General features: G+C 32.7%; 24 protein-coding genes, 1 pseudogene and 1 other annotated feature. Of the genes and pseudogenes, 7 read left to right on the top strand and 18 right to left on the bottom strand.

Annotation, left to right across the window (positions count from 1 at the left end):
* Positions 1–66 precede the first annotated feature (66 nt).
* Complete coding sequence (locus tag D1606_RS14705; protein WP_119416775.1) at positions 67–1,017, bottom strand: tyrosine recombinase XerC; 951 nt, start codon at positions 1,015–1,017, stop codon at positions 67–69.
* 161 nt (positions 1,018–1,178) lie between these two features.
* Between D1606_RS14705 and D1606_RS14700 the strand changes: the two genes are divergently transcribed.
* From D1606_RS14700 to D1606_RS14685, 4 genes are all read left to right on the top strand, one after another.
* Complete coding sequence (locus D1606_RS14700) at positions 1,179–1,616, top strand: hypothetical protein (RefSeq protein WP_119416774.1); 438 nt, start codon at positions 1,179–1,181, stop codon at positions 1,614–1,616.
* A gap of 703 nt (positions 1,617–2,319) precedes the next feature.
* Complete coding sequence (locus D1606_RS14695) at positions 2,320–2,718, top strand: DUF485 domain-containing protein (protein WP_119416773.1); 399 nt, start codon at positions 2,320–2,322, stop codon at positions 2,716–2,718.
* Positions 2,718–4,250: a solute symporter family protein gene (locus D1606_RS14690; protein WP_119416772.1), complete on the top strand. Its 1,533-nt coding sequence runs from the start codon at positions 2,718–2,720 to the stop codon at positions 4,248–4,250. The genes D1606_RS14695 and D1606_RS14690 overlap by 1 nt, the downstream gene beginning before the upstream one ends.
* Before the next feature lie 99 nt (positions 4,251–4,349).
* Entirely contained in the window at positions 4,350–5,429 is a 1,080-nt protein-coding gene (locus D1606_RS14685) for an AbrB family transcriptional regulator (protein WP_119416771.1), read from the top strand.
* Between the two features lie 139 nt (positions 5,430–5,568).
* Here the strand turns inward: D1606_RS14685 and D1606_RS14680 are convergent, their stop codons facing one another.
* The 4 genes from D1606_RS14680 to pdxR all read right to left on the bottom strand — a co-directional run bounded on the left by D1606_RS14680 (position 5,569) and on the right by pdxR (position 8,467).
* Positions 5,569–6,066: a flavodoxin family protein gene (locus D1606_RS14680; RefSeq protein WP_233548125.1), complete on the bottom strand. Its 498-nt coding sequence runs from the start codon at positions 6,064–6,066 to the stop codon at positions 5,569–5,571.
* Between the two features lie 83 nt (positions 6,067–6,149).
* On the bottom strand, positions 6,150–6,572 hold the full coding sequence (locus D1606_RS14675; protein WP_119416770.1) for a GNAT family N-acetyltransferase: 423 nt from the start codon (positions 6,570–6,572) through the stop codon (positions 6,150–6,152).
* A 97-nt stretch (positions 6,573–6,669) separates the two neighbouring features.
* Positions 6,670–7,068 (bottom strand): VOC family protein, encoded by a 399-nt coding sequence (locus D1606_RS14670; RefSeq protein WP_119416769.1) that lies wholly within the window; start codon positions 7,066–7,068, stop codon positions 6,670–6,672.
* Between the two features lie 22 nt (positions 7,069–7,090).
* Complete coding sequence (pdxR, locus tag D1606_RS14665; RefSeq protein WP_119416768.1) at positions 7,091–8,467, bottom strand: MocR-like pyridoxine biosynthesis transcription factor PdxR; 1,377 nt, start codon at positions 8,465–8,467, stop codon at positions 7,091–7,093.
* Positions 8,468–8,575: 108 nt separating this feature from the next.
* Between pdxR and D1606_RS14660 the strand changes: the two genes are divergently transcribed.
* A complete protein-coding gene (locus D1606_RS14660; RefSeq protein ID WP_119416767.1) occupies positions 8,576–9,106 on the top strand; it encodes a pyridoxamine 5'-phosphate oxidase family protein in 531 nt (176 codons plus the stop codon).
* 92 nt (positions 9,107–9,198) lie between these two features.
* On the opposite strand, the gene D1606_RS14655 is transcribed toward D1606_RS14660, so the two are convergent.
* The 10 genes and pseudogenes from D1606_RS14655 to D1606_RS14610 all read right to left on the bottom strand — a co-directional run bounded on the left by D1606_RS14655 (position 9,199) and on the right by D1606_RS14610 (position 20,516).
* Complete coding sequence (locus D1606_RS14655) at positions 9,199–10,716, bottom strand: cobyric acid synthase (RefSeq protein WP_119416766.1); 1,518 nt, start codon at positions 10,714–10,716, stop codon at positions 9,199–9,201.
* A 112-nt stretch (positions 10,717–10,828) separates the two neighbouring features.
* Positions 10,829–11,473 carry an NAD(P)-binding protein gene (locus D1606_RS14650; protein WP_119416765.1) on the bottom strand — a complete coding sequence of 215 codons (645 nt, stop codon included), beginning with the start codon at positions 11,471–11,473 and terminating at the stop codon, positions 10,829–10,831.
* A 148-nt stretch (positions 11,474–11,621) separates the two neighbouring features.
* A complete protein-coding gene (gene trpA / locus D1606_RS14645) occupies positions 11,622–12,404 on the bottom strand; it encodes a tryptophan synthase subunit alpha (RefSeq protein WP_119416764.1) in 783 nt (260 codons plus the stop codon).
* Positions 12,404–13,603: a tryptophan synthase subunit beta gene (trpB, locus tag D1606_RS14640; protein WP_119416763.1), complete on the bottom strand. Its 1,200-nt coding sequence runs from the start codon at positions 13,601–13,603 to the stop codon at positions 12,404–12,406. Before trpB ends, trpA begins: the two co-directional genes overlap by 1 nt.
* Positions 13,596–14,222 (bottom strand): phosphoribosylanthranilate isomerase, encoded by a 627-nt coding sequence (locus D1606_RS14635; protein ID WP_367269433.1) that lies wholly within the window; start codon positions 14,220–14,222, stop codon positions 13,596–13,598. The genes trpB and D1606_RS14635 overlap by 8 nt, the downstream gene beginning before the upstream one ends.
* Positions 14,219–15,009 (bottom strand): annotated as a pseudogene (gene trpC / locus D1606_RS14630) (indole-3-glycerol phosphate synthase TrpC). The gene D1606_RS14635 and the pseudogene trpC overlap by 4 nt, the downstream one beginning before the upstream one ends.
* Positions 15,006–16,034, bottom strand: coding sequence for an anthranilate phosphoribosyltransferase (gene trpD / locus D1606_RS14625; RefSeq protein ID WP_119416762.1), 1,029 nt, complete (start codon positions 16,032–16,034; stop codon positions 15,006–15,008). The pseudogene trpC and the gene trpD overlap by 4 nt, the downstream one beginning before the upstream one ends.
* Positions 16,035–16,057: 23 nt before the next feature.
* Positions 16,058–17,431, bottom strand: coding sequence for a chorismate-binding protein (locus tag D1606_RS14620; protein ID WP_119416761.1), 1,374 nt, complete (start codon positions 17,429–17,431; stop codon positions 16,058–16,060).
* Between the two features lie 94 nt (positions 17,432–17,525).
* Positions 17,526–17,738 (bottom strand) — a binding site (T-box leader).
* 147 nt (positions 17,739–17,885) lie between these two features.
* A complete protein-coding gene (locus D1606_RS14615) occupies positions 17,886–19,100 on the bottom strand; it encodes an SH3 domain-containing protein (RefSeq protein WP_158582395.1) in 1,215 nt (404 codons plus the stop codon).
* A gap of 768 nt (positions 19,101–19,868) precedes the next feature.
* Entirely contained in the window at positions 19,869–20,516 is a 648-nt protein-coding gene (locus D1606_RS14610; RefSeq protein WP_119416759.1) for an alpha/beta hydrolase, read from the bottom strand.
* A gap of 155 nt (positions 20,517–20,671) precedes the next feature.
* Here D1606_RS14610 and D1606_RS14605 point away from each other — a divergent pair, with 155 nt between their 5' ends.
* On the top strand, positions 20,672–21,823 hold the full coding sequence (locus tag D1606_RS14605; protein ID WP_119416758.1) for an acyl-CoA dehydrogenase family protein: 1,152 nt from the start codon (positions 20,672–20,674) through the stop codon (positions 21,821–21,823).
* 39 nt (positions 21,824–21,862) lie between these two features.
* Here the strand turns inward: D1606_RS14605 and fosB are convergent, their stop codons facing one another.
* A complete protein-coding gene (gene fosB / locus D1606_RS14600; RefSeq protein WP_119416757.1) occupies positions 21,863–22,291 on the bottom strand; it encodes a metallothiol transferase FosB in 429 nt (142 codons plus the stop codon).
* Between the two features lie 16 nt (positions 22,292–22,307).
* Positions 22,308–22,955, bottom strand: a complete 648-nt coding sequence (locus tag D1606_RS14595) for a class I SAM-dependent methyltransferase (protein WP_119416756.1) — start codon at positions 22,953–22,955, stop codon at positions 22,308–22,310.
* 1,269 nt (positions 22,956–24,224) lie between these two features.
* Between D1606_RS14595 and D1606_RS19355 the strand changes: the two genes are divergently transcribed.
* Positions 24,225–24,509 (top strand): DUF5658 family protein, encoded by a 285-nt coding sequence (locus tag D1606_RS19355; protein WP_369973815.1) that lies wholly within the window; start codon positions 24,225–24,227, stop codon positions 24,507–24,509.
* Between the two features lie 269 nt (positions 24,510–24,778).
* On the opposite strand, the gene D1606_RS14590 is transcribed toward D1606_RS19355, so the two are convergent.
* Positions 24,779–25,117 carry a winged helix-turn-helix transcriptional regulator gene (locus D1606_RS14590; RefSeq protein ID WP_119416755.1) on the bottom strand — a complete coding sequence of 113 codons (339 nt, stop codon included), beginning with the start codon at positions 25,115–25,117 and terminating at the stop codon, positions 24,779–24,781.
* Between the last annotated feature and the right edge of the window lie 95 nt (positions 25,118–25,212).

The following is a 25,212-nucleotide window of genomic DNA, read 5'->3' as shown; positions in this document are numbered from 1 at the left end:
AATGTATTATTTCTTATTAATAAAATCACTGTAATCATTTAGTTTACATAATATAATTATCGTAAATTAAATATTAAATGGATTGTTTTCAATTACTTGTTGAATTTCTTTATCTTCTACGTGCGTATATATCTGTGTTGTTGAAACATTTGAGTGTCCAAGTATTTGTTGTAAACTTCTAATATCCGCTCCGCTTTTATACATCATTGTTGCGGACGTATGTCTTAGTTTATGAGGTGAAAGTTTCTTCTTATCTAATCCTGATGAATGATTGATCTGCTTTACAATTTTCGCGACACGTTGTCTAGTGAGGCGAGTTCCCTTTTGAGATAAAAATAGCGCTGGATTTTTGTCTGCATCTTTTATATGAGGTCTTTCATCTTCTAAATATGTTTTTAATGCTTTTACACATGCATCATTAAGGTAAACAGTTCTTTCTTTATCACCTTTCCCTCTCACTGTTATAAATCTTTCTTGAATCGAATCTAAGTTTAAATTGCAAAGTTCACTGACACGTATTCCTAAATTCAAAAAGAAAGTCATCATACAATAATCCCGATCATGATGTGTTTTAGTTCGGATGCCTGTCATAAAGGTTTTCGCCTCATCGAAGCTTAAGTAAATGGGTTGACGCTTACTTACTTTTGGGGTTTCAAGATCTTCTGCTGGATTTTCTTCTATAATATGTCGCTTTGATCTCAAATACTTGAAGAACGATTTTAATGTAGCAACTTTACGCGCTCTCGTATTTGCAGCATTATTTCGGCGTTCCTCACAATATTCTAAAAATAAATACATATCTTCTAATGAAATTTCTTTAAAAAATTCAGCATTTATATCGTATATATTAATAGTTTCTAGCTCATCTATATTTAAGTCCTCTTGTATAGCACGCATAAATTTCATAAATAACGTTAAATCATAATCGTATTCATCTCGTGTTCTTTTTGATTTCCCTTTAATAGCAGATAAATAGACAAGAAAGTCACGAAGGATTTTAGGCTTTTGTTGATTCATATGTATATCGTCACCTTTCACCTCTTATTTTAGCATAAAAAAGGTTCCCAAATATACATTTGGGAACCTTTTTACTAATTTAATTAGTTTAAAAGGTTTTAGTATACTAAAACTAGAATATATATCCAATAATCATTTAATCAGGAAGGAGTGCGAATCTATTGGTCAGATTTAAAAATTTGAGTGTTTTCTGTTTTCTTCTACTCTCTATATTGATTTTAGGATGCTCTAAAGAGGATCAAACAGATTGGACAATAACACCGACTTTTAAATATGAAGATTCCACTTTTTACGGAATTGATGGGAAAGTTGGTTTTATAAGAGAAAACGGAGAAAAAAATGAACCTGATTCCCCTGCAAACCAAGGTAGACTTTATAAAATTTATTTATTTGAAGCTAATAAGAATTTACTTAATAAAGAAGTGAAAATTACTGCTACCAGTAAAGAGACTGGAGATACTGAAAAGCTTAGCGAGTTTATTAATCATGGAATTAACCATCAGAAATTAGGTTTTGGTCAAGAAGGTCTTTGGAAAATTGATGTTATAGTGGAAGATAAAGAATATACTAGTTTTATAATAAAAACAGAGAAACCTTAAAAATCGCTGGTAGGCTTATTTTATCTCAAATGAGTTTATCAGCTTTCGTTCTTTTCATGATAAGTCATGCGCGAATTTTATTAAAAAGTCCATATTTCTTTAATTCTAAAAATAATAGAATTTATTGATATTAAACAGAAAATATCAATCATTAAATAGATTCGACTTTCTAATACTTCATAAATCGTTTTTAAAACTAATAATTATTAAAAAAATGGTAAATTCTCCATTTAATTTAGGATTTTTAAAAGTAGTACGTAAATCTTTATCGGCTCTTCAATATAAAATTCATGCCAAATGTATAAAAACTTAAAATTCAAAAAATACGCTTCCTTAATATAACTGATTCATATATTAATCTTTTTAAGGTAGTTATCCAGAAATCGTACTTAAAATCCCATATTTTAACGATTCTAAAAATAGTAGAATTTTTATGTTTAATTCAGAATTAATATTACATATAGAAGGAATTTTAGAAGACATTAATTTTCAAACTCTCTATTTCAATAATTAAACTTTTAAAATCAGATAATTTTTACGTGAAAAACTAATATTAATGATTTTAAGAGAAAATGCAATACATATTACAGAAAATACTAATTTTTATCGAAAAATTTGTTGCTATTTTTGTCAAATTTGAATATTATTATCTCAAGGATTTGAAAGTGCTTTCAAATTCTTAATAGACAAAGGGGGAATTTTTATGGGGCAAAACCTAACAAGTGTTTTAGGAGAAGATCAAGTAATTGATCTTAATCGAAACTCGAAACAAGGTCCAGGGAAAAAAGTAGATTTCGCAGCGGAAGAGTATATTAATATTTCAGAGAGTTCAGAATTTAAAAGTTTAGTAAAAAAGAAAAATAAATTTATAGTACCTATTTCAATTATTTTTTTAGGGCTTTATATTCTATTACCTATTTTGACTTCTTTTACATCCGCTTTAGATGGTAAAGCTTTTGGGGATATTACATGGGTTTGGATTTATTCAATCGGTCTTTTCATTATGACATGGGTTTTATGTATGACTTATGTTAAAAAAGCAGCTTCGTTTGATGGAGATGCACAAAAAATAATCGAGAAGGCTAAGGATGGTGGATATTAATGAGTGGAATTGGCATATTTTTCTTTGTAGCAATAGTAGGCCTAACATTAGTTGTAACATACATTGCCTCTAAACGAACAAACTCTGCAAGTGAGTTTTATACAGCAGGCGGCGGACTTACGGGATGGCAAAACGGTATTGCAATTGCTGGTGATTATCTATCTGCAGCATCCTTCTTAGGTATTGCGGGTGCAATTGCATTATTTGGGTTTGACGGTTTCTTCTATAGTATTGGTTATTTAGTAGCTTATTTAGTAGTTTTATATATTGTGGCTGAACCTTTACGAAATCTTGGACGCTATACATTAGCAGATATGATTACTGCACGTTTTGATCAAAAGAAGGTTCGTGGTACTGCTGCAGTTAGTACAATTGTAATCGTTTTATTTTATATGATTGCTCAGTTAGTTGGGGCAGGTGCACTTATTCAATTATTATTAGGTATTCCATATTGGGTAGCTGTTTTACTAGTTGGTATCATGATGACTATTTATGTTCTTTGGGGCGGTATGGCAGCTACTAGTTGGGTGCAAATTATCAAAGCCGTATTGTTAATGATTGGTACTGTCATTATTTCATTCCTAGTGCTTATGAAATTTAATTTTAATATTTTAGAAATGTTCACTTCTGTAAAAACGGCAACTTCACATGGTGATGCGTATTTAAATGCAGGGGTAAAATATACAAACGGTTTAGACACATTATCAATGATGATTGCTTTAGTATTAGGAACTGCTGGACTTCCTCACATCTTAATGCGATTCTTTACAGTTAAAGATGCAAAAACTGCACGTAGTTCAGTAGTTACAGCAACTTGGATTGTTGGGATATTCTATATCTTAACTATTTTCTTAGGATTCGGTGCTGCTAAATTTGTTGGAGCTGAAAAAATAGTTGCTGCGAATGCTGCAGGTAATATGGCTGCTCCTCTTTTAGCTGAAGCTTTAGGTGGAGACTTACTAATGTCATTTGTTTGTGCGGTAGCATTTGCGACAATTCTTGCAGTAGTAGCAGGTCTTGTATTATCAGGTGCCTCTGCATTTGCCCATGATATTTATGGTCAAATTTTCAAGAAAGGAAACATTACTGAAAAACAACAAATGGTAGCTGCTCGTTGGGCTTCTGTTGGTGTATCAGTATTCTCTATTTTACTTGCTTTAGGTGCACAAACGTTAAACGTTGCGTTCTTAGTATCTCTTGCTTTCTGTATTGCTGCAAGTGCAAACCTACCTGTTATTATTTACACAATCTATTACAAGAAGTTCAATACTACAGGTGCAGTATCCGCAATGATAACAGGTTTAGTTTCTGCACTAGTTCTAGTTATATTAAGCCCTAACATTTGGAGTCCAGAAGGAACTGCGATTTTAACTGGTACTGCCTTATTCCCATTAACAAATCCAGCTATTATTTCAGTACCTCTAGGATTTTTAGCAGGATGGATTGGCTCACTAGTCGGTGCAAAATCGGATGCTAAAAAATATGCAGAGGTTGAGGTTAAAGCGAATACAGGTTTGAAACCAAATCTATAATATAAAAAAGATTAGGGGTATTCTATATTCCTAATCTTTTTTATATTAGTTCTTTCCTTTCTAAGTATGATTCTGTCATAATATTAGTATAGAAAGGATATGATCAACATAAAATTCGACGTAAAAACATTTTTAAAAACAGCTATGATTGGAATAGTTGGCGTCCTCTTGTTTAAATTGCTCCATGCTCCAGTTCCCTATTTACTTGGTCCAATGCTTGCTGTACTATTGGCAAATCGTGTTTTCCACCTACAAATGTACTGGCCTAAACCAATACAAAATACAGGTTTAATAGTAATTGGATATTCACTTGGAATATCATTTAATAAAGAAATTTTAAAGGCTATGTTTCAAGACATCCCTCTTATGTTCTTGTTAACAACAATATTATGCGTATTTAGTTGTATCTTTGCTTTCTTCATATCTAAATATGGAAAAATAGACTTTCCAACGGCCTTAACTAGTAGTGTGCCAGGTGGCCTTACTCAAATTATTATTTTTGCTCAAGATATGAAAGGTATTGACCTATCAACTGTAACGTTCTTTCATGCAATTCGAGTAATCATGGTTGTGTTATTGGTTCCAATTGTTGTTCATCTTCCATTTTTACAAACGACTACTCAATCTGCTGCTGCAAACATTCAAAGTAATTTAGAAATATTAAATTGGAATCATTTCTTTATTTATATGATATTATGTACTATTGCAGCTCTTATCGGAAAGAAGATAAAATTACCAGCAGCATACATGTTAGCGCCTATTATTTTAACAATTTTATTGAATGTTACAATATTTCCTGCTTCTTCTATGCCCCCTGGGTTACTAAATATCTGTCAATTTGTTGTTGGAATACATATTGGATTACTTTTACATCCAGAATCATTAAAACATAAAGGTAGACTATTCAGTTTTGCTATATTCAGTAGTCTGATTTTAGTTTCTGCTTCTTTTATCATGAGCTTGTTAATCATGAAAAACTTAGAAGGTACATCTATTATAACTGGGTTCTTAAGTCTAGCACCTGGTGGCATGGACCAAATGGGCATTATCGGACATGAAGTTCATGCAGATATTGCTACGATTACCATTTATCAATTATTTAGAATTTTGTATATCTATATATTAATACCACCTGCACTTACACTAGTTAATAAAAAGTTTCAAAAGGTAGATGACTAGTAGAAGGTTGAATGTAGTTTGGCGTCCCAAATCACATATAGTAAAAAACAGATATAAGAAAAACCGATTTTCCCTACATTAAGGCTAAATCGGTTTTATAGTTATGTTTAGAATGTAACATTATTTTAATCCGTTTCTTCTACAATAATCCTTCTTTAAGTTTTTCATTTAACCAAACAGCTTCTGATAAAGCTCGTTTGTCTTTTAGAATATCACCAGGTCTATTGGCTTCTCCTATAATATAAGATAAAAAAGGCATATTCAAAAATTCAAATATGTACTGAAACTGCTGTATAAGTGGCATTCCTTTAATCCTTGGTTCATCACCACCAACAGCTACAACGATTGTTCGGATTGTTTTTAAATGCTCTTTCAAATTTGGATATCTTTCATCTCGAATTGCTTGACTAAGTCGGTCTATCATATTTTTCATTATACCTGACATGCTATACCAGTAAATAGGTGTTGCAAAGATTACCACATCGCTTTTCTCTATAACTTCAATCAACTGGTCGTAATCATCATTTACAGTTTCAAAACCTTGTTTAGTATGACGCAAATCTTCTATTGGCAGAATATTCAAGTCTTTTATATATACTGTTTCATGTTCGATATCTTGAACAAATAAGTCCGTCAATAACTCGCTATTTCCACCTTTTCATGAACTCCCAACCAATACTGTAATCTTCATCTTCGACTTCCTCCTATAAATTCCTGTCATTAAGTAAGTCTTTTCGAAAGATAATACTGCTTATGATCTTTAGTAGGATGTTCTTCTATTACACCAATTATTTCATAACCATACTTTTGATAAAAATTTGGTGCCTGAAAGCTAAATGTATCCAGTTGAATAAGATTGCATTTATTCTTTTGTGCAATATCCTCTATATATTCTAACAACTGACTTCCGTATCCTTTACCTCTAAGAGATTCATCTACCCACAAAAAATCTATATGTAAGTGATACCAAAAAATTGTTCCAGTAATACCACCTAAAATTTCATCCTCTTCATCTCTAAGTATAAAACTAATGTTCTTGACTGGGTGTTTGACGTCGTCTGGTAGTTTAGAAAAATTGTGTTCTATTACTTTTTTGCGAATATAATCACTGTCTTCTTGATCCCATTGTTGATATATTTTCATAATTTTAACTCTATTCAGTTTATATTTCGGATATATATTTTACCATTATTACCATTTTTATACACATTAGAAAAAGGAAGATTTTTTATAAAAGTTTCTAAACATCTTTCGACCCAATTATCATTTTAATGCGCTTCTGTTCCTCACTTTTATCCATATATTCAAAAAGTCCAAGTTGATTACCCCAAGGATCTTTGAAGGTTCCCCATTTCACTGGTACTTCTGGTCTTGAGTGTATTTCAAAGTGATCAATATTCAATATTTTTACAAGTCTATCTCTTTCAGCTTCAATATTAGGAACCCCTAATCGTAATGGTCCATTACCCTCAGTAATTGTTCCTTCAACGACTTGTAACCAACAACCAGGAATGATTTCCCACTCTGCAAATCCTTCGTGAGGAATAAAATCCGGTTTCTTATTAAACAGTGTTTCATACCATTCTTGCCCTTCTTTAATATTAGAAACCCGAAACTGTGTAGTCATTTCAAAAATCATTGATAACCCCTCCTAAATTTTATTATTTAAAACAACTTTCTAATTTAGTGACTCCTGTTACTATTTCTTCATTAGTTAACCCACCAAATCCAAGCATAATATAGCTGTTTGATAATTCAGACGAATTCATCCAATATTTTCGAGTAGAATATAATTTAACTCCGACTTTTCTTGCACGATTTATTAATGTTTCAGCATCTATATTTTTTAATCTTAATAATATATGTAAACCGCCTTGTTGCCCTATTATATCGACTTCATCCTTTAACTTTTCTTTAATATTTTTTATAAGTAGCTGTTGTTTCTTTTGATAGGTTGTCTTCATTTTTCGTACATGCTTTTCAAAAAATCCCTCCCTCATAAAAATAGCAATAGCCTTTTGTAAAATAGGAGAGCAATTTTGTGTTTGCTGATTAATCATTATTCTACCTTTATTAATTATTGACTCAGGTAGTATCATATATGAACATCTAACAGCTGGAAGTAAGCTTTTTGAAAATGTTCCTAAATAAATAACCCTTTGCAACTGATCTAATGATTTTAATGAAGGAATTGGTTTTCCTAGATAACGGAATTCACTATTGTAATCATCTTCTATAATATATGAATCTCGTATTTCTGCCCATTTTAATAACTCATATCGTTTTTGAATAGATAATATGCTTCCTAATGGAAACTGATGCGAAGGGGTTACATATAACGCTTTAGCTTCGTTTTTATTAAGAATACTTACACATACACCATCATTTTCTACCGGTAAAGGTATAATATCACAATTTGAAACTTGAAAGACATTTCGAGTTTCGTTATAACCAGGGTTCTCAAAAAACACAGGGTGATTCATTAACTTTAAAAGCTGAATAATAAATGCTACTGAGCTCTGTGTACCATTGTTGATCAAAATCTGATTTACTGTACAAGAGATTCCTCTTGAACGAGCAACATATTTTTTAATTTCTTCTCTTAAGTCTAAATCTCCTTCAGGCTCTCCATATTGTAAATTATTCAAATCTTCTTCCATCGCTTGCTTTATACATTTGCTCCAATTAGTTAAGGGGAAATTGTTAACATCAATCGTTCCATAATGGAAATCAATGAAAGGATGTTTTTCTCTATTTATGCAAAGTGGTTTTTGAATCACTTCTTGTGTAATTTGAAAATTTTCGATTGGTAATACATATAAACCACTTCTAGCTTCACTTTTTATATAGCCTTCTGCTAATAATTGTTGATATGCCGCATCAATTGTATGTTTACTTAGCTTTAGTTCTTGAGCCAAATAACGAATAGATGGAAGTTTCTCTCCGGCAACTAATTCACGATGCATAATTTTGTCTTTTAGTTGTTCATATATTTGTATGTATTTAGGCTTTCCCTTTGAATTTAAAAATAGCTCCATATTTACACCCCTTCAAACTGTCCTGTTTATAATATTTGAATCTGTCTATTTTGACATGGTCAAATAAATGTTTAAATAAACTATATCATAATAAAGGGAGGAAATAAGATGAGAATGCAAGATAGAATTTGTAATGACAAACAAAAAATAGAAGGATTATTATCTTCAGCAAAAACCGGATTTCTAGGATTAACGAATAATGATGTACCCTATGTTGTTCCTTTAAATTTCGTTTGGTATGAAGGAAGTATCTATTTTCATGGGGCTTCTGAGGGGAAAAAGATAAATTACATAAAAAATAATCCTGTGGCGACTTTCGTTATTAGTGAGTTTCAAGGTACTATGGTGTCACCAATTCCTGCTAATACGGATACTGCTTACTTAAGCATTATGTTATTTGGAGATATTGAAATTGTAAATAATCTAAGTGAGGCAACCAATGCGATGCAAGCTCTCTTAGATAAATATGTAGCAGGATATTACAACATGCCCTTATCTTCCCAACATGTAGCACGCCATCAATCTTCACTAGGAAGTAAAACGTGCATATTTAAGCTAACCCCAACTGAAACAACAGCGAAAGAAAATATTAAAATTGAAGAACAATTATATTTTCAAGGAAGAAATATAGATCATTAAACTTATCAAAACAAAATGAAACTACGCTTATAAAAAAGGCTATAAACAAACTTTAGATAATTGGTTTGTTTATAGTCTAATAAAATACTGCATTATTTTGATACAAGTGGAATGTCGATTAGGTTGTACACCTTTTCTATATCAATATGTTTTCTTACATGGTCTGCTAATAGCTGGTAGGCAGATTCTCTACGTTCAGCATCAGTTTGAACTTTTTGATTGAGTGGTTGCAACCCTTTTTGGATTCGTAATTCATTAACAAATTTTCGAGTGAATTCACGGTTATTAAATACACCATGAAAATAAGTACCAATTACCTTACCATTCTCTGAAATAGCACCATCATAACGTCCATCAGATAGCTTCAAAAATGGTAGAACAGTTGCATCATCAATAACTGTCTTGCCAAGATGGATTTCATAACCAGTTAACGATAACACGCCAAAACTTTCAGACACTATTTCTCCAGTCATTTGAACAGTTTTTTTCTCTTTATTGAAAATAGTTGTGACTGGTAATAAGGAAAGTCCTATTGCACTTCTGCCATCTCCCTCAACTGCATCAGGATCATGGAGGAATTGCCCTAACATTTGAAATCCACCACAAATCCCCAAAATACGCGTTTCTCTTGCGAATAGTTTATGAATTGCCTGTTCAAAGCCTTCATCTTTTAACCATTGCAAATCATCAATTGTATTCTTGGTACCTGGGATGATCAAAAGATCAGGTTCGCCCAGTTCCTTTAAATTACGAACTAAACGGACTCCTACTTCAGGTTCATCAAAAAATGGATCGATGTCTGTGAAATTTGAAATATGAGGTAATTGTATCATCGCAACGTCTATTGAAAACTCACCTTGTTTTGGTTTTTTAAAACGTAGTGATGAAAGGGCTAAAGAATCTTCAGCTTCTATATTAATATCTATATAGGGGATAATGCCAAGAACAGGAATTCCCGTTTCTTTTTCAAGCCACTTAACACCATCATCTAAAAGCTCCCGCATACCTCTAAACTTATTAATAATTATTCCCTTTACCCTTGCTCTTTCATCTTCATCAAGAAGAGCTAATGTACCAACTATAGAAGCGAACATTCCACCGCGATCAATATCAGCTACCAAAATAACAGCAGCATCTGTGAGATGAGCCATACGCATATTTGCAATATCTCGATCTTTCAGATTAATCTCAGCAGGGCTACCAGCGCCTTCCAATACGATTATGTCATATTCATTTTGTAATTTATCTATAGATTGCTCGACAATTGGCATCGCATTTTGTACAAAATCATTACGATAACTCATGGCACCCATGTCCATAAAATGCTTACCATGCACAATGACTTCTGATACCATGTCTTGCTTTGGTTTTAACAATATCGGATTCATGTCTGTAGTAGCGATGACTCTTGCTGCTTCTGCTTGTACGCCTTGAGCGCGTCCAATTTCACCACCATCAATCGTTACAAAAGAATTCAATGCCATATTTTGCGATTTAAAAGGGACCACTTTCATTCCGTCATCCGAAAAAATGCGGCAAAAAGCTGTACAGATTAAACTTTTACCTACATCCGATGCAGTTCCCTGAATCATTAATGCCTTTGCAGTCATATTTATCCTTCTTCCTTTAAAAGTCTAATTCTTAGAGTGCAGATATTTCATAATACTTTATTATATTGTAGATACATAATCAGCAAGTTCGATGATCTTTTATGTATTTCAGTTATTTAGAAAATGTCTTCGTTTTTAAAATTCTCTTTAACAACTGTTCACGCTCATCGAATTTTTTTGCTTTTGTGAGTGTTAAAAATTGTGAATCTAGTAGTTGTTCTAAAAGTTCACTTTTCGCTTTTGGTTCTTTTATTTTCTCTATAATTTGACGTCTGGCTTTTTGTAAGAATAATATATAATCCTCGTATGTATCATCATACTGTACTTCTAATTCTTGTTTGATTTTCTTTGCTAGTTTTGGATTCGCACCAGAGGTTGAAACCGCGATTGTTAATGGTCCACGCTGTACAACAGAAGGGACAATAAATTGACTTAATGCTTCATTGTCTACAATATTGCAAAGCTGATTTGGACTAGCAGATTTTGAAACAAGTTTATTAACATTTGTAGAATTTGTAGCAGCAATGATCAAAAATGCATCCTTTATATCTTCAGAAGAAAATGATTTTTTTCTCCATTGAATCACATTTTCCTTTGCTAATTGTTGCAGCTTAGGTGAGAGTTCAGGACTGACTACTGTTACTAGAGCTTCAGCTTTAATTAAACTTGTGACTTTTCTAGTCGCAACAGAACCACCACCTACAACTACGACTTGTTTTCCTGAAATATTTAACATAATGGGATAGTAACTAGTCATAGTATCCACAGCCTTCCAATATATTATAATATGTCTCTATTTTAATGCTAATTCTACAAGGTCTCCAGTTTTTCTAATTTTCCCAATATAAAAACCCGTTATTGCAACCATTAAATGCATAACGGGTTCTTCTTTTTTAATACGGTTCTTATTCAGTCACTTTAACTTTTGGAATTAGCTCTCTGATAAATTTCTCGTTTCCTTCATGAAAGGCTTTTACAATGGCACTTCCTACTATAACGCCATCTGCTAAAGAACCTATTTCTTCTACCTGTTCAGGTGTAGAAATACCAAAGCCTGCAATAACTGGTACCGTGCTAATTTCCTTTAAAGCGTGTATATGTTCATCCAAAGATTTTCCGAATTCGCTACGTACTCCAGTTATTCCATTTACCGTTACAGCATAGATAAATCCTTCCGCAACTTCTGCTATTTTTTGAATCCGGTCTTCTTTACTTGTTAAAGAAACAAGTTGAATAAGAGCAATGGATGTTTCCTTTATTTTATCTTGAATCAATTTCGCTTCTTCAATAGGCACATCAGGAATGATTAAACCCGTAATTCCTACCTCTTCACATTTTGCAACGAATTTTTCGATTCCGTATGCAAGTATTGGATTTAAATATGTCATAACAATTAAAGGAACTTGAATTTCTTCTTTAAATGCTGCAATTTCAGCTAAAATCACTTTTAAGTTCGCACCTTCTTTTAAAGCACGATTGCCAGCTTCCTCTATGACTGGACCATCTGCAACAGGATCAGTAAATGGAATCCCTACTTCAATCGCAGTTGCACCGGCATCTTGTAAGAAAAGAATTTGTTTCCTTATTGCTTTTAATCCGCCATCTCCTGCCATAATGTATGGGATAAATGCTTTTTGACCTGTGTTTACTTTTTTCTCTATAGCTATTTGTAACGGTTTTACTGTCATTATTTTTCCCCTCCCATTGCAGCTCTTACTGTTTCTACGTCTTTGTCTCCACGACCAGATAGATTTATGACCAGAATTTCCTCAGGTTTCATTTTTTTTGCAATCTCTGCAGCTCTATAAATTGCATGAGAACTTTCTAACGCTGGGATAATCCCCTCTGTGCGAGACAATAATTTTAAACCTTCTAAGGCTTCATCATCCGTCACAGACGAATATTTTACTCGACCAATGTCATGTAAATAACAATGTTCTGGACCAACAGCTGGGTAATCTAAACCTGCTGAAATGGAATGTGCCTCTTGGATAAATCCATTGTCATCTTGTAATAAGTACATATAAGCACCGTGTAATACCCCTTCTTTTAAATCTGCAAATGCAGCAGCGTGGAGTCCTGTTTGGATACCACTACCAGCAGCTTCTACGCCATATAATTTGACTAATTCATCATTGACAAATGGATGGAACATACCAATTGCGTTACTACCGCCGCCAACACATGCAACAATTGCATCTGGTAACCTTCCTTCTTTTTCTAAAATTTGTTTTCGTGTTTCCACCCCAATAATTCGTTGGAAATCACGTACTATTCTAGGAAATGGGTGGGGGCCAGTAGCAGAACCTAAAATATAGTGTGTATCTTCTACATTTGTTACCCAGTAGCGGAGCGCTTCATTGACTGCGTCTTTTAAAGTACCGCCGCCTTTATCAACGGAAACAACCTTAGCACCTAGTAACTCCATCCGAAAAACATTTAATGCTTGGCGTTTTACATCTTCTTTCCCCATAAATACTACACATTCAAGATCAAAAAGTGCACAGACAGTAGCGGTTGCAACGCCGTGTTGACCTGCACCTGTTTCCGCAACAATTTTCTTTTTGCCCATTCTTATTGCTAATAGTGCCTGCCCTAATGCGTTATTAATCTTGTGCGCACCTGTATGATTCAAATCTTCGCGCTTTAAGTATATTTTTGCTCCTCCAATTTTCTTTGTTAGACGTTCAGCAAAATAGAGAGGATTTTCTCGACCTACATAATCTTTTAGATAATATTGCAATTCTTTATAAAAAGATGGATCTTTTGTTGCTTCATTGTAAGCTATTTCTAATTCATTTAAGGCAGTCATCAAAGTTTCTGGAACAAATTGTCCACCAAATTTTCCATATCGTCCTGTTTCTTGCTCATTTAATTCTTTAACCATTAGCGATACACTCTCCTTTTACTGTTTCCATAAAACGATGTATTAAAAGATTATCTTTCTTTCCGTTATTTTCTACGCCACTTGAAACATCTAGCATATAGGGATGTGCAATGTTAATGGCATTTTTTACATTCGAAGCATTTAAACCACCTGCAAGAATTACTTTTCTATCTTTTAATAAGGGGTTATTTAATAAATCCCAATTAAAAGTTTTGCCACTTCCACCAGCAAATTGAACCCCAGGTGCATCTAAAAGTAAAAAGTCTGTGTCATATGTTAGTGCTCTTTCTATATCCTCTTCACTTTTCACTGAACATGCTTTAATTGAAGGAACACCGATTTTCTTAATATCCTCATTCGATTCATTTCCATGAAATTGAACATAATCTAGAGGCACTTCTTTAAAAGCTTGTTGTATATACTCAGAAGATGCATCTACAAATACACCAATTTTTAATACATGTTCGGGTATATTTTTTGCAAGTTCTGCCGCTTTTTCAATTGAGATTTGTCTTTTACTTTTTGCAAAAACAAATCCAATTGCATCGACACCTGATTCGACTGCTGAAATGACATTTGCTTCTTCCATCAGACCGCAAATTTTAACTTTTGGAATCATAATCGAACAACCCCTTTTGGGACTTGTAGTGAGTGCAATGTCGATTCAATATCACCACTATGCATTAAAGTCTCCCCAACTAAAACTGCACTTGCGCCAATTCCAACAACAAACTTTGCATCATTAGAATCTTTGATACCACTTTCACTTATTAACACTCGATTCTCATGGAAGGGGAATGATTTAGCCACTTTTTCAGTATTTCTTAAATCGACTTCAAACGTTTTTAAATTACGATTATTGATACCAATCAGTTTCGCGTCAATCTCTAAGGCAACTTTTAGTTCTTCTTCATCATGAACTTCCACCAATATTTCCAATCCTTGATCAGTCGCATACTGATAAAGGTTTGACAATTCTTCTTTAGAAAGGGCCGCAACGATCAATAAAATAACAGAAGCTCCGTGTGCTTTCGCAAAGTCAATTTGAACTTTATCAATGATAAATCTTTGCAAAGAACTGGGATTTCTACGATTTGTGTGACATCTTTTAAATCTTGAAAATTCCCGTTAAAAAATGGTGTATCGGTTAAAACAGAAATACATGCTGCACCAGCTTTTGCATATTGTAGTGCTTGATTTGCTGGGTTTACACTACTATTAATAATTCCTTTTGATGGTGAAGATCTTTTAATTTCTGATATGATTTGAAGATTTTTTGAGTTTTTTAGTTTTTCAAAAAGAGAAGGTTTCTTTGAAACTTCGAAACTTAGTTGTGTAGATTCTCTTTTAAGTCTTAATACTTCAGTTCTTTTTTCAGCGATGATTTTATCTAAGATAGTTGTCATTGAATCTTCTCCTTTCGATGCGCTTCACTAAAGGCTATTACAGCTTCTAATTTTTCTAATGCTTTTCCAGATTCTATCGTATCTATTGCAAGTTCTACTCCCTCTTTAATCTTATTTACTGTTCCGTAAGCAAATAGTCCAATCCCTGTATTTAGAGCAACTGCATCAAAATAAGCATCTCTTTTCCCTTTTAACAATTCTCTTAAAATGATTGCATTGTCATCAGGATTACCACCTCGAATAGCGCTTATAGGTGCTTCTTTTAATCCGACATCTTCAGGACGAAGAGAAAAAGGTATTAAATCTTCATGATCAACAAGAACAAACTGATTTTGCCCCGCTAGAGATGCTTCATCCATTCCGCCTGCACCTGTAACAACAATCCCTCTTTTTCTTCCTAACATTTTCATCACAGTTGCATATTCCATCAGAAAATCTTGTCGATATATACCAGTAAATTGTGTTTCTAAATCAACAGGATTTGTTAACGGCCCTACTAAGTTGAATATTGTCGGTTTACCAATTTTTCTTCTTACTTGACCAATTCGTTTTAGCTTTGGATGCACATTCGGTGCGTATAAAAAAGTAACATTTTCTTGTTCCAATAATTTAAGAGTTTCTGGAATAGTCAAATCAGTATGGATGCCTAATGCTTCTAGTACATCTGAACTTCCAGCGGCACTTGAAATTTTACGATTTCCATGCTTGGTAATTTTAGCCCCCGCAGCAGCTAAAACAAGAGCAGATGTCGTACTAATATTAAAGCTATTGCACCCATCTCCTCCTGTTCCACAATTATCCATATAACGATCCATTTCAGCCGGAACCGATAAAGCAAATGATTTCATGATTGTGGCAAGACCTGCAACTTCTTGAGCGGTTTCTCCCTTTTTCGATAAAGCTATCAAAAACTCTTCTATTTCTTCAAGTGGTGTATCATCTTGGAACATTTCCTTTGCGGCATCTAACATCTCCTCATAAAATAGATGTTTGTTGTTTTTAACCTTTTCAATCGCTTGTTGCATTGACAACCTCTCCTCTCTCAGCTCTACTCAACATTTGACAATGCGGTCAAAGAATTTGTTTTTTCGATTGTCTCTTCAAATTCTCTTTCCACTTCTGAATCTTCGACAATACCAGCCCCAGATTGTATATAAGCAATTCCATCTTTTAATAGCATCGATCTAATGGTAATAGCAAAGTCGATATTGCCATTAAAACCTATATATCCAATTGCTCCACCAAAAATATTCCGGTGAGCAGTTTCTATTTGATCGATTAATTCTATTGCAGTTCTTTTTGACAAACCTGTTATCGCACCAGCAGGATAAGTTGACATTAAAGCATCTAATGAGTGATAAACAGGCGATAACTTTCCTTGAATAGTAGAAACTAAATGCATGACATGCTCGTATCTTTCTAATTTCATATATTGTTTTACTTGCAATGTTCCTGGTTGAATCACTTGAAGTAAATCCTTTTTGGCTACTTCTAATAACATGCCGTGTTCATTTTGTTCTTTAGCATTATTTAATAATTCTTTAGCAAGAAGTTGATCTTCCGCTTCATTCATGCCACGTTTTCTAGTTCCACCTATTGGATTTACAGTAATTACATCATCTGTGACTTTAATTAGACTTTCTGGTGATGTACCTAAAACAATATGATCATCAAAATCCATGTAATACATATATGGAGATGGGTTTTGTTTTCTTAATTTTCTGTATATAGAAAATGCATTTCCTGAATAAGTTGCTTGTTGCTGTCTTGATATCACGATTTGACTAACCTTTTTATCCAGAATATAAGATTTTGCTTTTTCTATTTGTTTTAAGAATTGTTCCTTTGAAATGTCGCTTGTAAAAGATGAAAGCACATAACCTTTCTCTTCTTTATCGGTAAGCGGCGTTTGGATTTCCTTAACTAAATAATCTAAATCAACTTTTTGTTGTTCTGGATTTACTTCTGTATGAATAATAATCACTTCATCTTGCAAGTGATCGAATATAATAAGCGTTTCATAGATAAAGAAATTTACACTCGGAATATTTAAGGTATTAGGATGCTGCGAATTCACCGCTGTATTATATGAGATATATCCAACTGCGCCCCCAGTAAAAGGAAACTCGGAAGGACCAGTGATTCTAGGCATCACTCTTTTTAAAAGTAATAGTAAATCTCCTTCATAACTGTATTCTTTTCCAGTAAAAAATTGTTTTTCTATTAGCTTATTATCACTACCGCTATACGATTTGATCGGGTTAACGCCAATCATTGAGTATCTGCCTTCTTCTTGAAACTTTGCAGCAGATTCAAGTAAGAATTTCCTTTTTCCCTTTAACCTTTGAAAGATTAGGATAGGTGTTAAAGAATCACCATTTAGCTTTTTTACAGTCGTTCTATAATTTTCTTGCTCAATCATCAAAAATCATCTCCTATGAATGTTCAAATTTGAGAAAAAAGACTGAAATCGTTTAGCTTTAAATAAAAAAGCCCTCATGAAAGATATGCTCTTTCATGAGGACGATATTGACCGCGTTGCCACCTCAAGTTGAAGTTTTAAAACTCCCCCTTAAATCCGTAACGAGGATTAGACGTCATCCGTTACTCACGTTGTTTTGACGGATGCTCTCATAAGGCCATTCACATAATGCATTGATCAGCTTGCACCAAACGCTGACTCTCTATACAATGTCAAATATGCTACTACTCTTATTCTTCAATTTCTCAGCTATGCTTAACTATTCTAATCTCAACTCAACGGACCAATTTCGCTACCGAAATTGCTATCCATCCGAACCATTTATTAACTGTTATATTAAAGATTCAACACGGAAATGTCAACCTCTTTTTATTATTCTGAATTAAATTTTAACTTAGTTTTTAAGTGTTGGCATTACAATCCAGCCTTTTAAGTATTTACTTTGTACGTTTGCCCATTTTACTTTATTAACAATTTTTGTTGCTTTTATTTCTAATTCTGAACCATTCGGAATAATAGCAATCATACTACTTTTCTTATCAGGCTCATTATATAAGTTTGTTTTTTCATCTAAAATTATACTATTAGTTACTAAGCTTTGTTTATTAACTGTTGTAGTAGTTGCCTTTTTTAAATATGAAGAACATATCCAGCCTTTTTTACCATTATAGCTTCCATAAGCCCATTTCACATTATCAATTGTTGTTGTTTTTGAAACAGTAAGTTTGGTTCCTTTAGGAATCGTCACTAAAATAGCCGATTTCGTTGAGGCTGATTGTCGTAGGTTGACATTCGCTGTTGTTGATACTGTTTCTTTTACCGATAAAGTCGTTAATGTTGTGGCTTGATATTTTTTTAGATATGAATATGAAACCCAGCCTTTTTTTCCATTGTAATTTACATAAGCCCATTTCATATTATTAAACGTTGTGGTTTTTGTAACAGTAAGTTTGGTTCCATTCGGGATTGACGCCAATTTAGCTGATTTTGTTGTCGCTGATTTTCGTAGGTTAACATTTGCTGTTGTTGATACTGTTTCTTTTACCGATAAAGTCGTTAATGTTGTGGCTTGATATTTTTTTAGATATGAATATGAAACCCAGCCTTTTTTACCATTGTAACTTACATAAGCCCATTTCATATTATTTGACGTTGTGATTTTTGAAACAGTAAGCTTTGTTCCTTTAGGAATTGTTGCCAATTTAGCCGTTTTTGTTGATGCCGATTTACGTAAGTTGACATTCGCTGTTGTTGATACAGTTTCTTTCACATTTGTAGTAGAGCTTTTAGGTTCCTGATATAATTTTAAATAATCTTTTGCTATCCAACCTACATGATCTTGCCATTGTATTTTTGCCCAGTAAATGCCACCAACCTTTTTCGTCGACGTAACTTTAACTTTATTTCCCTTTTTTAATACAAAGAGTAGTTTACCATTTAAACCTGCTGACTGACGAAACTTAACATTTTCAGTTGTAATATAGTTCGCAGTTGTTGCCTTCGCTTGTAATTCTTGCATATTAAATGGATTTTCGACATAATAGGTTGTTACTGCAGAACTTGCAATAGCACTAATTAACACGAATTTAGATAACTTTTTAAATGACAAATTAAAAATCCCCTTTTTCTTTTTATTCATTTATTTGTTGTCTTGGTACAGCAATTGATAGTTGCATAAAAAATGAATAGAATAAATAATTCAATATTACATATCAAAAAATGAATGAACTGTCATTCAAGTTCTATTTACAACAAAATTTTTAGCGTAAAATAAATGTTTTCTATGATTTTTAAATGGTATTCTATTTTTTCTTAACATCATATGAAAATTGACTTATGATTTTCGTGATTATATAGTTTTAAAAACCTAAATCAAACGAACTTAATAACTAATCATTTCCATATATTTCATCCTAAAAATCCTGGAGTATTGGTTTAAATTTTTTGATTTATTTATCTAATCTAACTTTGCTTAATGTTTTTTACATCAATTTGTATTTAGGTTTAATCCTTAAATTTTTGTAAATACTCATATCTAATATATGAAATAAGTTACCTAGAATCTCATATGTAATATTATTCTTTGCTAAATTATGCGTAATATAGTTAATATACCCTTTGTATAGATTAAATGATTTAAATCTAATTAGTGCATCTTCTAATGTCTTTTAAAATATTTATTCTATGTAAAATATATTAATACTTTCCATGGATAAACTATCAATAGATACCGGTTACGACACCTGAAATAGTATAGCACCTACATGTAAAATTATGTATATATCTTTATGACCACGATGGTAACAATGTTATATTATGGATATACAAAAAAGGAAAAGACCATTTTCTATATAAGAAAATGGTCTTAATATTTTTATTATTTTTTCATATGGTCTTTTAAAAACAATACCAATGAACTAGCGATTTCTGGAGTAACACCATGACCGTCTTCAAAACGTTTAAATGTTACGTCTGCACCCTGGTCAATAAAAAAGTCTCTACTTGCTTCTCCCCATTGATATGGAAGTGCCATATCATATGTACCATGAGATATGAAAACTGGCATTCCTTTAACAGAATGTTTTTTGTATTCGGTTTTAACGAACTCGGGAATATAACCACTTAATGCTACTATTCCAGCCAACTTTTCTGTTCCCATAGCAAAGGCTAAAGATTTTGCTAAAATAGCACCTTGGCTGAATCCCATTAAAAAGATTTTTTCTGCATCTATGGAATACTCTGTAAGAGCTTCTTCGATAAAATTCATAATATGAATGACAACTTGATCGAATACTTTTTGATGTGGTTTGCCAAACTCTTCAATTGTGAAGAATGCGTAACCTGGTTCATGTATGATTGGACCTTGTAGACTAAAGATATGGCATTGATCTTTAATGTCATCTAATAATCCTGGTAAATCATGTTCATTGCTTCCCATACCATGCATTAAAAAAATAGCAGGATATAATTTCCCGTGCTCCATATCTTTTGGTGCAGAATGTATAAATGTGAATGGTGAATTCATTAATATCTTCCTTTCAAGATAATCTGGTTCTATGATAACATACTATTTTTTTAAGTCATAACAAGCTTTCTCGAATTCGACAAATTTTCACATTAAGCATAGAAATAAAGTAGGAATAAGATGTATGATATGAATAAAGATTGGGAGGCGTTATCATGGAAAGTTTTATACGTACAAATACTCAAAAAGACTTAATAGCAAAGCTTGAGGATTTAATCCCTGTTTTTCAAAAGCGTGAACCTCAATTAGACATTCGAGGATCTTTTCCATTTGAAAATCTTGAGGATTTAAAAAAAATAGATTATACAAAATTGACATTACCTAAGGAATATGGTGGTCTAGGTCTTGGCTTATATGAATATATTCTAGCTCAAGAAACCATTGCAGTTGGTTGTGGTTCTACTGCTCTTGCTCTTGGTTGGTCAAATGGTACGATTCTAGAATATGTGGAAAGTCAACATTGGAATCCAGAAGCAGCTAAAATTATACTAAATGCCATAGCAGATGGTGGACTTGTTAATACGGCTGCCTCTGAGAAAAATGCAGGGAGTCCAACTCGTGGGGCGTTACCAACGACAACTGTTGTAAAGGATGGTAATGAGTTAATCATCACAGGACAAAAAATCTTCACATCAGCTGCTCCAGCTCTTACTCATTTTATCATTACTGCGACAAACAAGGATAACGAAGTGGAAGCTATATTAGTTCCAAGTAATACTAAAGGCATTTCGTTGGAAGATTCATGGGATTCACTTGCTATGAGAGGAACTGCCAGTCAAACGTTGATATTAGATCATATACGTGTTCCAAGTACATACATTTTACAAACAAGCGATCAAAGAGCCAAAGGAACGAAAGGTTGGCAATTACACATTCCAGCATGTTATATAGGGATAGCAAGAGCAGCTCGAAACTATGCAATGGAATTTGCTACATCTTATATTCCAACTTCTTTAGGTAAACCAATTGCTGAAGCGCCTAATATTAAGCATATGATAGGAGAAATGGAACTAACTCTTACAACAGCAAGACATATGCTATATGGAACGATAGAGAGATATGAACATTGTGATGATAAAACAACATTTAAAGAGCCTTTAGAAGTAACAAAAATTCACGTAACAAATGCGGCGATGAAAGTTGTTGATCTTGCGATGAGAATTGTAGGGGCAAGGGCATTATCTGAATCAAATCCAATGCACCGTTACTATTTAAACGTGCGTGCAGGATTATATAATCCTCCGATGACAGATGTGATTCAAACAAAACTAGCGAATGAAGCAATTAATACGTTTTTAAATAAATAGAAGCAAAAAGCCGATTCTAAATTACATGAATCGGCTTTTTCATTCGTAGAAATCCATATACTTTTTATCTTCTTTATAATAAGCTAACCTATCTTTTAATGTACCTGTGTGAAATTCAAATTTATGACCATCTAAATCTGTAAAGTATATAGATTTTTTATCTTTTTCATCACGTGTTCTTCCAGGTAGAATATTAACTTTCAATTCAACCAATCTGCTTAATATGGCATCAAAATTTTCTGCATCAATCGAAAAGGCTATATGTGTATAAGAGTGATGAATCTCATTTCTTGGAATATCTGTTTCTTCGTTTAAGGCAATCCAAATACCATTCAAATCAAAGTATGCAGTTTTCTTACCTTTGACTAATATTTTAGCTCCAAATACCTTTTGATAAAATTCAATTGAGCGAGTTAAATTCGAAACAGAAAATAATAGATGATTGATACCTTTTATATTCGTTTCCATTAAATCACCTCCACCCTTATTTTCTCGATAAAATTTCAAAGCTGCTATGATAATGTGGCTTACCGTGTGATAGATCTAATGAATATGAATTCGAAAAACTAATAATTTCATATTCAGAAACTAATCCTTTAAACTCAGTTTCCGTGAAATAATGTAGATTCATGTTTTTGTTATGATTAAAATATGTATTCTCATCTATTTCTTCATACTTTTTCTTTATATTTTCAATACTAGGTTCAGCTATATTAAAAGCAGTTATGTAAATAAGTCCATTCTTTCGCAAGCCTGTATTTACTTTATTAATAATTTTGCTTATTTCATCTGGAGTGAAAAAATTTAATACATTTGATAGGATGATTAAGTCGTATTTTTCAGAAGAAATATCGAATGATAGAATATCATTTACACTTGCTTTTAACTGAACACCATACTTATTAGATAATTCTTTACATCTTTGAACTGCAGTTTGCGAGAGGTCTATCCCCTCTACTTCAAAGCCAAGCTTCGCAAAAAATAGTGCGTTTCTACCTTCACCAATTCCTATATCCAAAACCTTTCCGTTATCCGGTAGTAATTTTACATATCTAGTCAACACTTCATTTGGCTTTAATCCCCATAAAATGTCGTTTGATTTGTAATCCTCTTCCCAATTATATTGATTCATAAGTACCTCCACCCACGCGAAATTTTTATAAAGAAAATAATTCAATTTTCAATTTAATAAACATATAATAATAGAATATCGCATTTATAATACATAATTATACCATATATACATTTTAGAGGGATTTATTAATGGATTTTAACGGAGGTTTCAATGAGGAAGTATACAGGGATTTTATCAATATTATTGCTTCTTTTTAGTATCAGTTCACTTTTCTTAGGGTCTCAATTCAAATTTTTTTCTGATTACTTATATCAAATTATGTTTCTTTCATATATATTATCTTGGATCTTTACACTTATTTCAAAAAAGGGCATCTGGAAAACATTATCTCTAATTGCATTAATACTCGTCTCTATTGTATTCATCGGATTCTTTCTAATAATGACTATACTTTGGGATAGACCGTAATCATTCTTCTTTCTTTTAGGCTGATTTATAGCTATTTTGCGTCTGTAAAAAGTTTCCACGAATTAAAGGATTACATCACGAAACTATCAATGAACGTCAGAACACCATCATAAGAAAATTGGATGGAACATTTTCAAGGTGTAGGTCGCTAATTCGAGCCATCTATTAAGTAAGCAAACAAACTTTGGTTTACCAACGTTTGTTTGCTTTTTCTTTTTAGAATACTTCTGTACAACCTTTTATTGGGGCAATGCTCTAGAATTTTTCCGATTCTTTAACTGAAATAAATAAAACGGAAAATTCTGTTATTTTTTATAAGACGATAGTGAAATTATTTAATTTCGAGTATTTTTCAAATTTATATATAAATCTAAGGTAAATTTCCTATACTAATAACACCATTCACAGGGGCGTCATCATGATTTCATTCATCCTAACTAGAAACCGATACTTAAAGATTTAATGCATTCATTCAAAGAAAAAGTGTTTTTATCTTTCCTATCAACGTTACTTCTCATTAATTTACCTAGTGTTCTCTATTACACATAAATTGAAGGCTGGCGCACTCTGGAGGCGACCTACTTCTCACGGGTTAGCTTGATCCCAAGTAGCCTTGAAATTGAGCTATTTCCGCGAACCAATCCAAGAAAAATCTTTACAATGTGATGTATTTAATAGTCGGCGTAGGAGTCATGATTGGGCTTTTGGCGATTAATGCAAAAGAGTTCATTAATTTTGTTTAATAACTTGATAAAAAAGAACATCCTATGGAGAGTTTGAAAGAAAAGTGCGACAAGGAGAGCTTGCGCTTATAGCGAGGAGTGATATACAACGATTCATTTGTTCGATATCAAAAGGATGCTGTTGGTCATTTTGGTGTTAAATCTAATTGATGGCATTTGTACGGCTTGGGGACTCAGCAATCAATGGATTGAAGAAGCGAACCCACTGATGAGTTCGTTTTCTCCATTAACGATTCTTGGTATAAAAGTTTGCTTATCTTGCGTCATTTTGTCTTTGTGGAAATCAAATTTTCCTACAAGATTAACGAATGTTTGGCGTGTAGTTCTTTCTTTCGTCATGTTCTTATATAGCGGGATATTCATTCTACACATAACATGGATGGTTCTTGTACTAATATGATTTGTTAGAAATATAGCTACTCATTACCCTATAAATCTGTGAATTAAGATACTACATCAAATAACCTATGTGTTAATTATATTTCGCGCTTACTTTAATAAAAGGTTTAGGGATAGCGCGCCAAAGTATTTAGTCGTTTTTATAAATGGACATCTTACATCAACTTTACAATAAATTACTATAGATGTCCGTTAATTTAGAATTTCATTTTTCTGATGGATAGTCTTATATCAACCTCAAGTTTATTTAGTACTAATAATAGTGGGAAATTAATCCTTTTTATTTTTTAATCCCCATTCACATAACTGCTCCAAAGCAGGCAAAAGGGTTTCTGCTTTATGTGTAAGGCTATATTCTACTTTAGGTGGGATTTGTGGATACTCCTTCCGTATAATCATCCCATCTGCTTCCAATTCTTTAAGCTTTGAACTTAATATTTTGAAGGTAATCGTCCCCAATTTTCTTTTTAATTCATTAAAGCGTACTGTTTGGTTTTCTGCCAATATATAAATAATTAGCATTTTCCATTTACCGCCAATTATTGATAATGTATAACCGAACGGTGTCTCTCGAACGTTCCCCATCTCTTTATAGTCAGACATCCCCATGCATTCACACTATCCTTTCTGGTAGTACCTATCAAAAAAGTGCGTACTTTTTTTAAAATCATTTTCATTTTATATTTTACTTAATTACAAGTAAA

Source organism: Rummeliibacillus sp. POC4, from assembly GCF_003576525.1.
In the GTDB taxonomy this organism is placed as follows: Bacteria; Bacillota; Bacilli; order Bacillales_A; family Planococcaceae; genus Rummeliibacillus.
Note: the sequence above shows the minus strand (reverse complement) of the source record. Positions and strands in the feature narration are given on the sequence as shown.

What these genes read in the sequence shown, in the direction of transcription:
- D1606_RS14610 (WP_119416759.1), bottom strand. Translation starts at nt 20,516, where the DNA reads ATGAATTCACCATTCACATTTATACATTCTGCACCAAAAGATATGGAG.
- D1606_RS14675 (WP_119416770.1), bottom strand. Translation starts at nt 6,572, where the DNA reads ATGAAAATATATCAACAATGGGATCAAGAAGACAGTGATTATATTCGC.
- D1606_RS14670 (WP_119416769.1), bottom strand. Translation starts at nt 7,068, where the DNA reads ATGATTTTTGAAATGACTACACAGTTTCGGGTTTCTAATATTAAAGAA.
- D1606_RS14605 (WP_119416758.1), top strand. Translation starts at nt 20,672, where the DNA reads ATGGAAAGTTTTATACGTACAAATACTCAAAAAGACTTAATAGCAAAG.
- D1606_RS14685 (WP_119416771.1), top strand. Translation starts at nt 4,350, where the DNA reads ATGATCAACATAAAATTCGACGTAAAAACATTTTTAAAAACAGCTATG.
- D1606_RS14660 (WP_119416767.1), top strand. Translation starts at nt 8,576, where the DNA reads ATGAGAATGCAAGATAGAATTTGTAATGACAAACAAAAAATAGAAGGA.
- D1606_RS14650 (WP_119416765.1), bottom strand. Translation starts at nt 11,473, where the DNA reads ATGACTAGTTACTATCCCATTATGTTAAATATTTCAGGAAAACAAGTC.
- fosB (WP_119416757.1), bottom strand. Translation starts at nt 22,291, where the DNA reads ATGGAAACGAATATAAAAGGTATCAATCATCTATTATTTTCTGTTTCG.
- D1606_RS14705 (WP_119416775.1), bottom strand. Translation starts at nt 1,017, where the DNA reads ATGAATCAACAAAAGCCTAAAATCCTTCGTGACTTTCTTGTCTATTTA.
- D1606_RS14655 (WP_119416766.1), bottom strand. Translation starts at nt 10,716, where the DNA reads ATGACTGCAAAGGCATTAATGATTCAGGGAACTGCATCGGATGTAGGT.
- pdxR (WP_119416768.1), bottom strand. Translation starts at nt 8,467, where the DNA reads ATGGAGCTATTTTTAAATTCAAAGGGAAAGCCTAAATACATACAAATA.
- D1606_RS14695 (WP_119416773.1), top strand. Translation starts at nt 2,320, where the DNA reads ATGGGGCAAAACCTAACAAGTGTTTTAGGAGAAGATCAAGTAATTGAT.
- trpB (WP_119416763.1), bottom strand. Translation starts at nt 13,603, where the DNA reads ATGGTTAAAGAATTAAATGAGCAAGAAACAGGACGATATGGAAAATTT.
- trpA (WP_119416764.1), bottom strand. Translation starts at nt 12,404, where the DNA reads ATGACAGTAAAACCGTTACAAATAGCTATAGAGAAAAAAGTAAACACA.
- trpD (WP_119416762.1), bottom strand. Translation starts at nt 16,034, where the DNA reads ATGCAACAAGCGATTGAAAAGGTTAAAAACAACAAACATCTATTTTAT.
- D1606_RS14635 (WP_367269433.1), bottom strand. Translation starts at nt 14,222, where the DNA reads ATGATTCCAAAAGTTAAAATTTGCGGTCTGATGGAAGAAGCAAATGTC.
- D1606_RS14595 (WP_119416756.1), bottom strand. Translation starts at nt 22,955, where the DNA reads ATGAATCAATATAATTGGGAAGAGGATTACAAATCAAACGACATTTTA.
- D1606_RS14620 (WP_119416761.1), bottom strand. Translation starts at nt 17,431, where the DNA reads ATGATTGAGCAAGAAAATTATAGAACGACTGTAAAAAAGCTAAATGGT.
- D1606_RS14690 (WP_119416772.1), top strand. Translation starts at nt 2,718, where the DNA reads ATGAGTGGAATTGGCATATTTTTCTTTGTAGCAATAGTAGGCCTAACA.
- D1606_RS19355 (WP_369973815.1), top strand. Translation starts at nt 24,225, where the DNA reads ATGCTGTTGGTCATTTTGGTGTTAAATCTAATTGATGGCATTTGTACG.
- D1606_RS14590 (WP_119416755.1), bottom strand. Translation starts at nt 25,117, where the DNA reads ATGGGGATGTCTGACTATAAAGAGATGGGGAACGTTCGAGAGACACCG.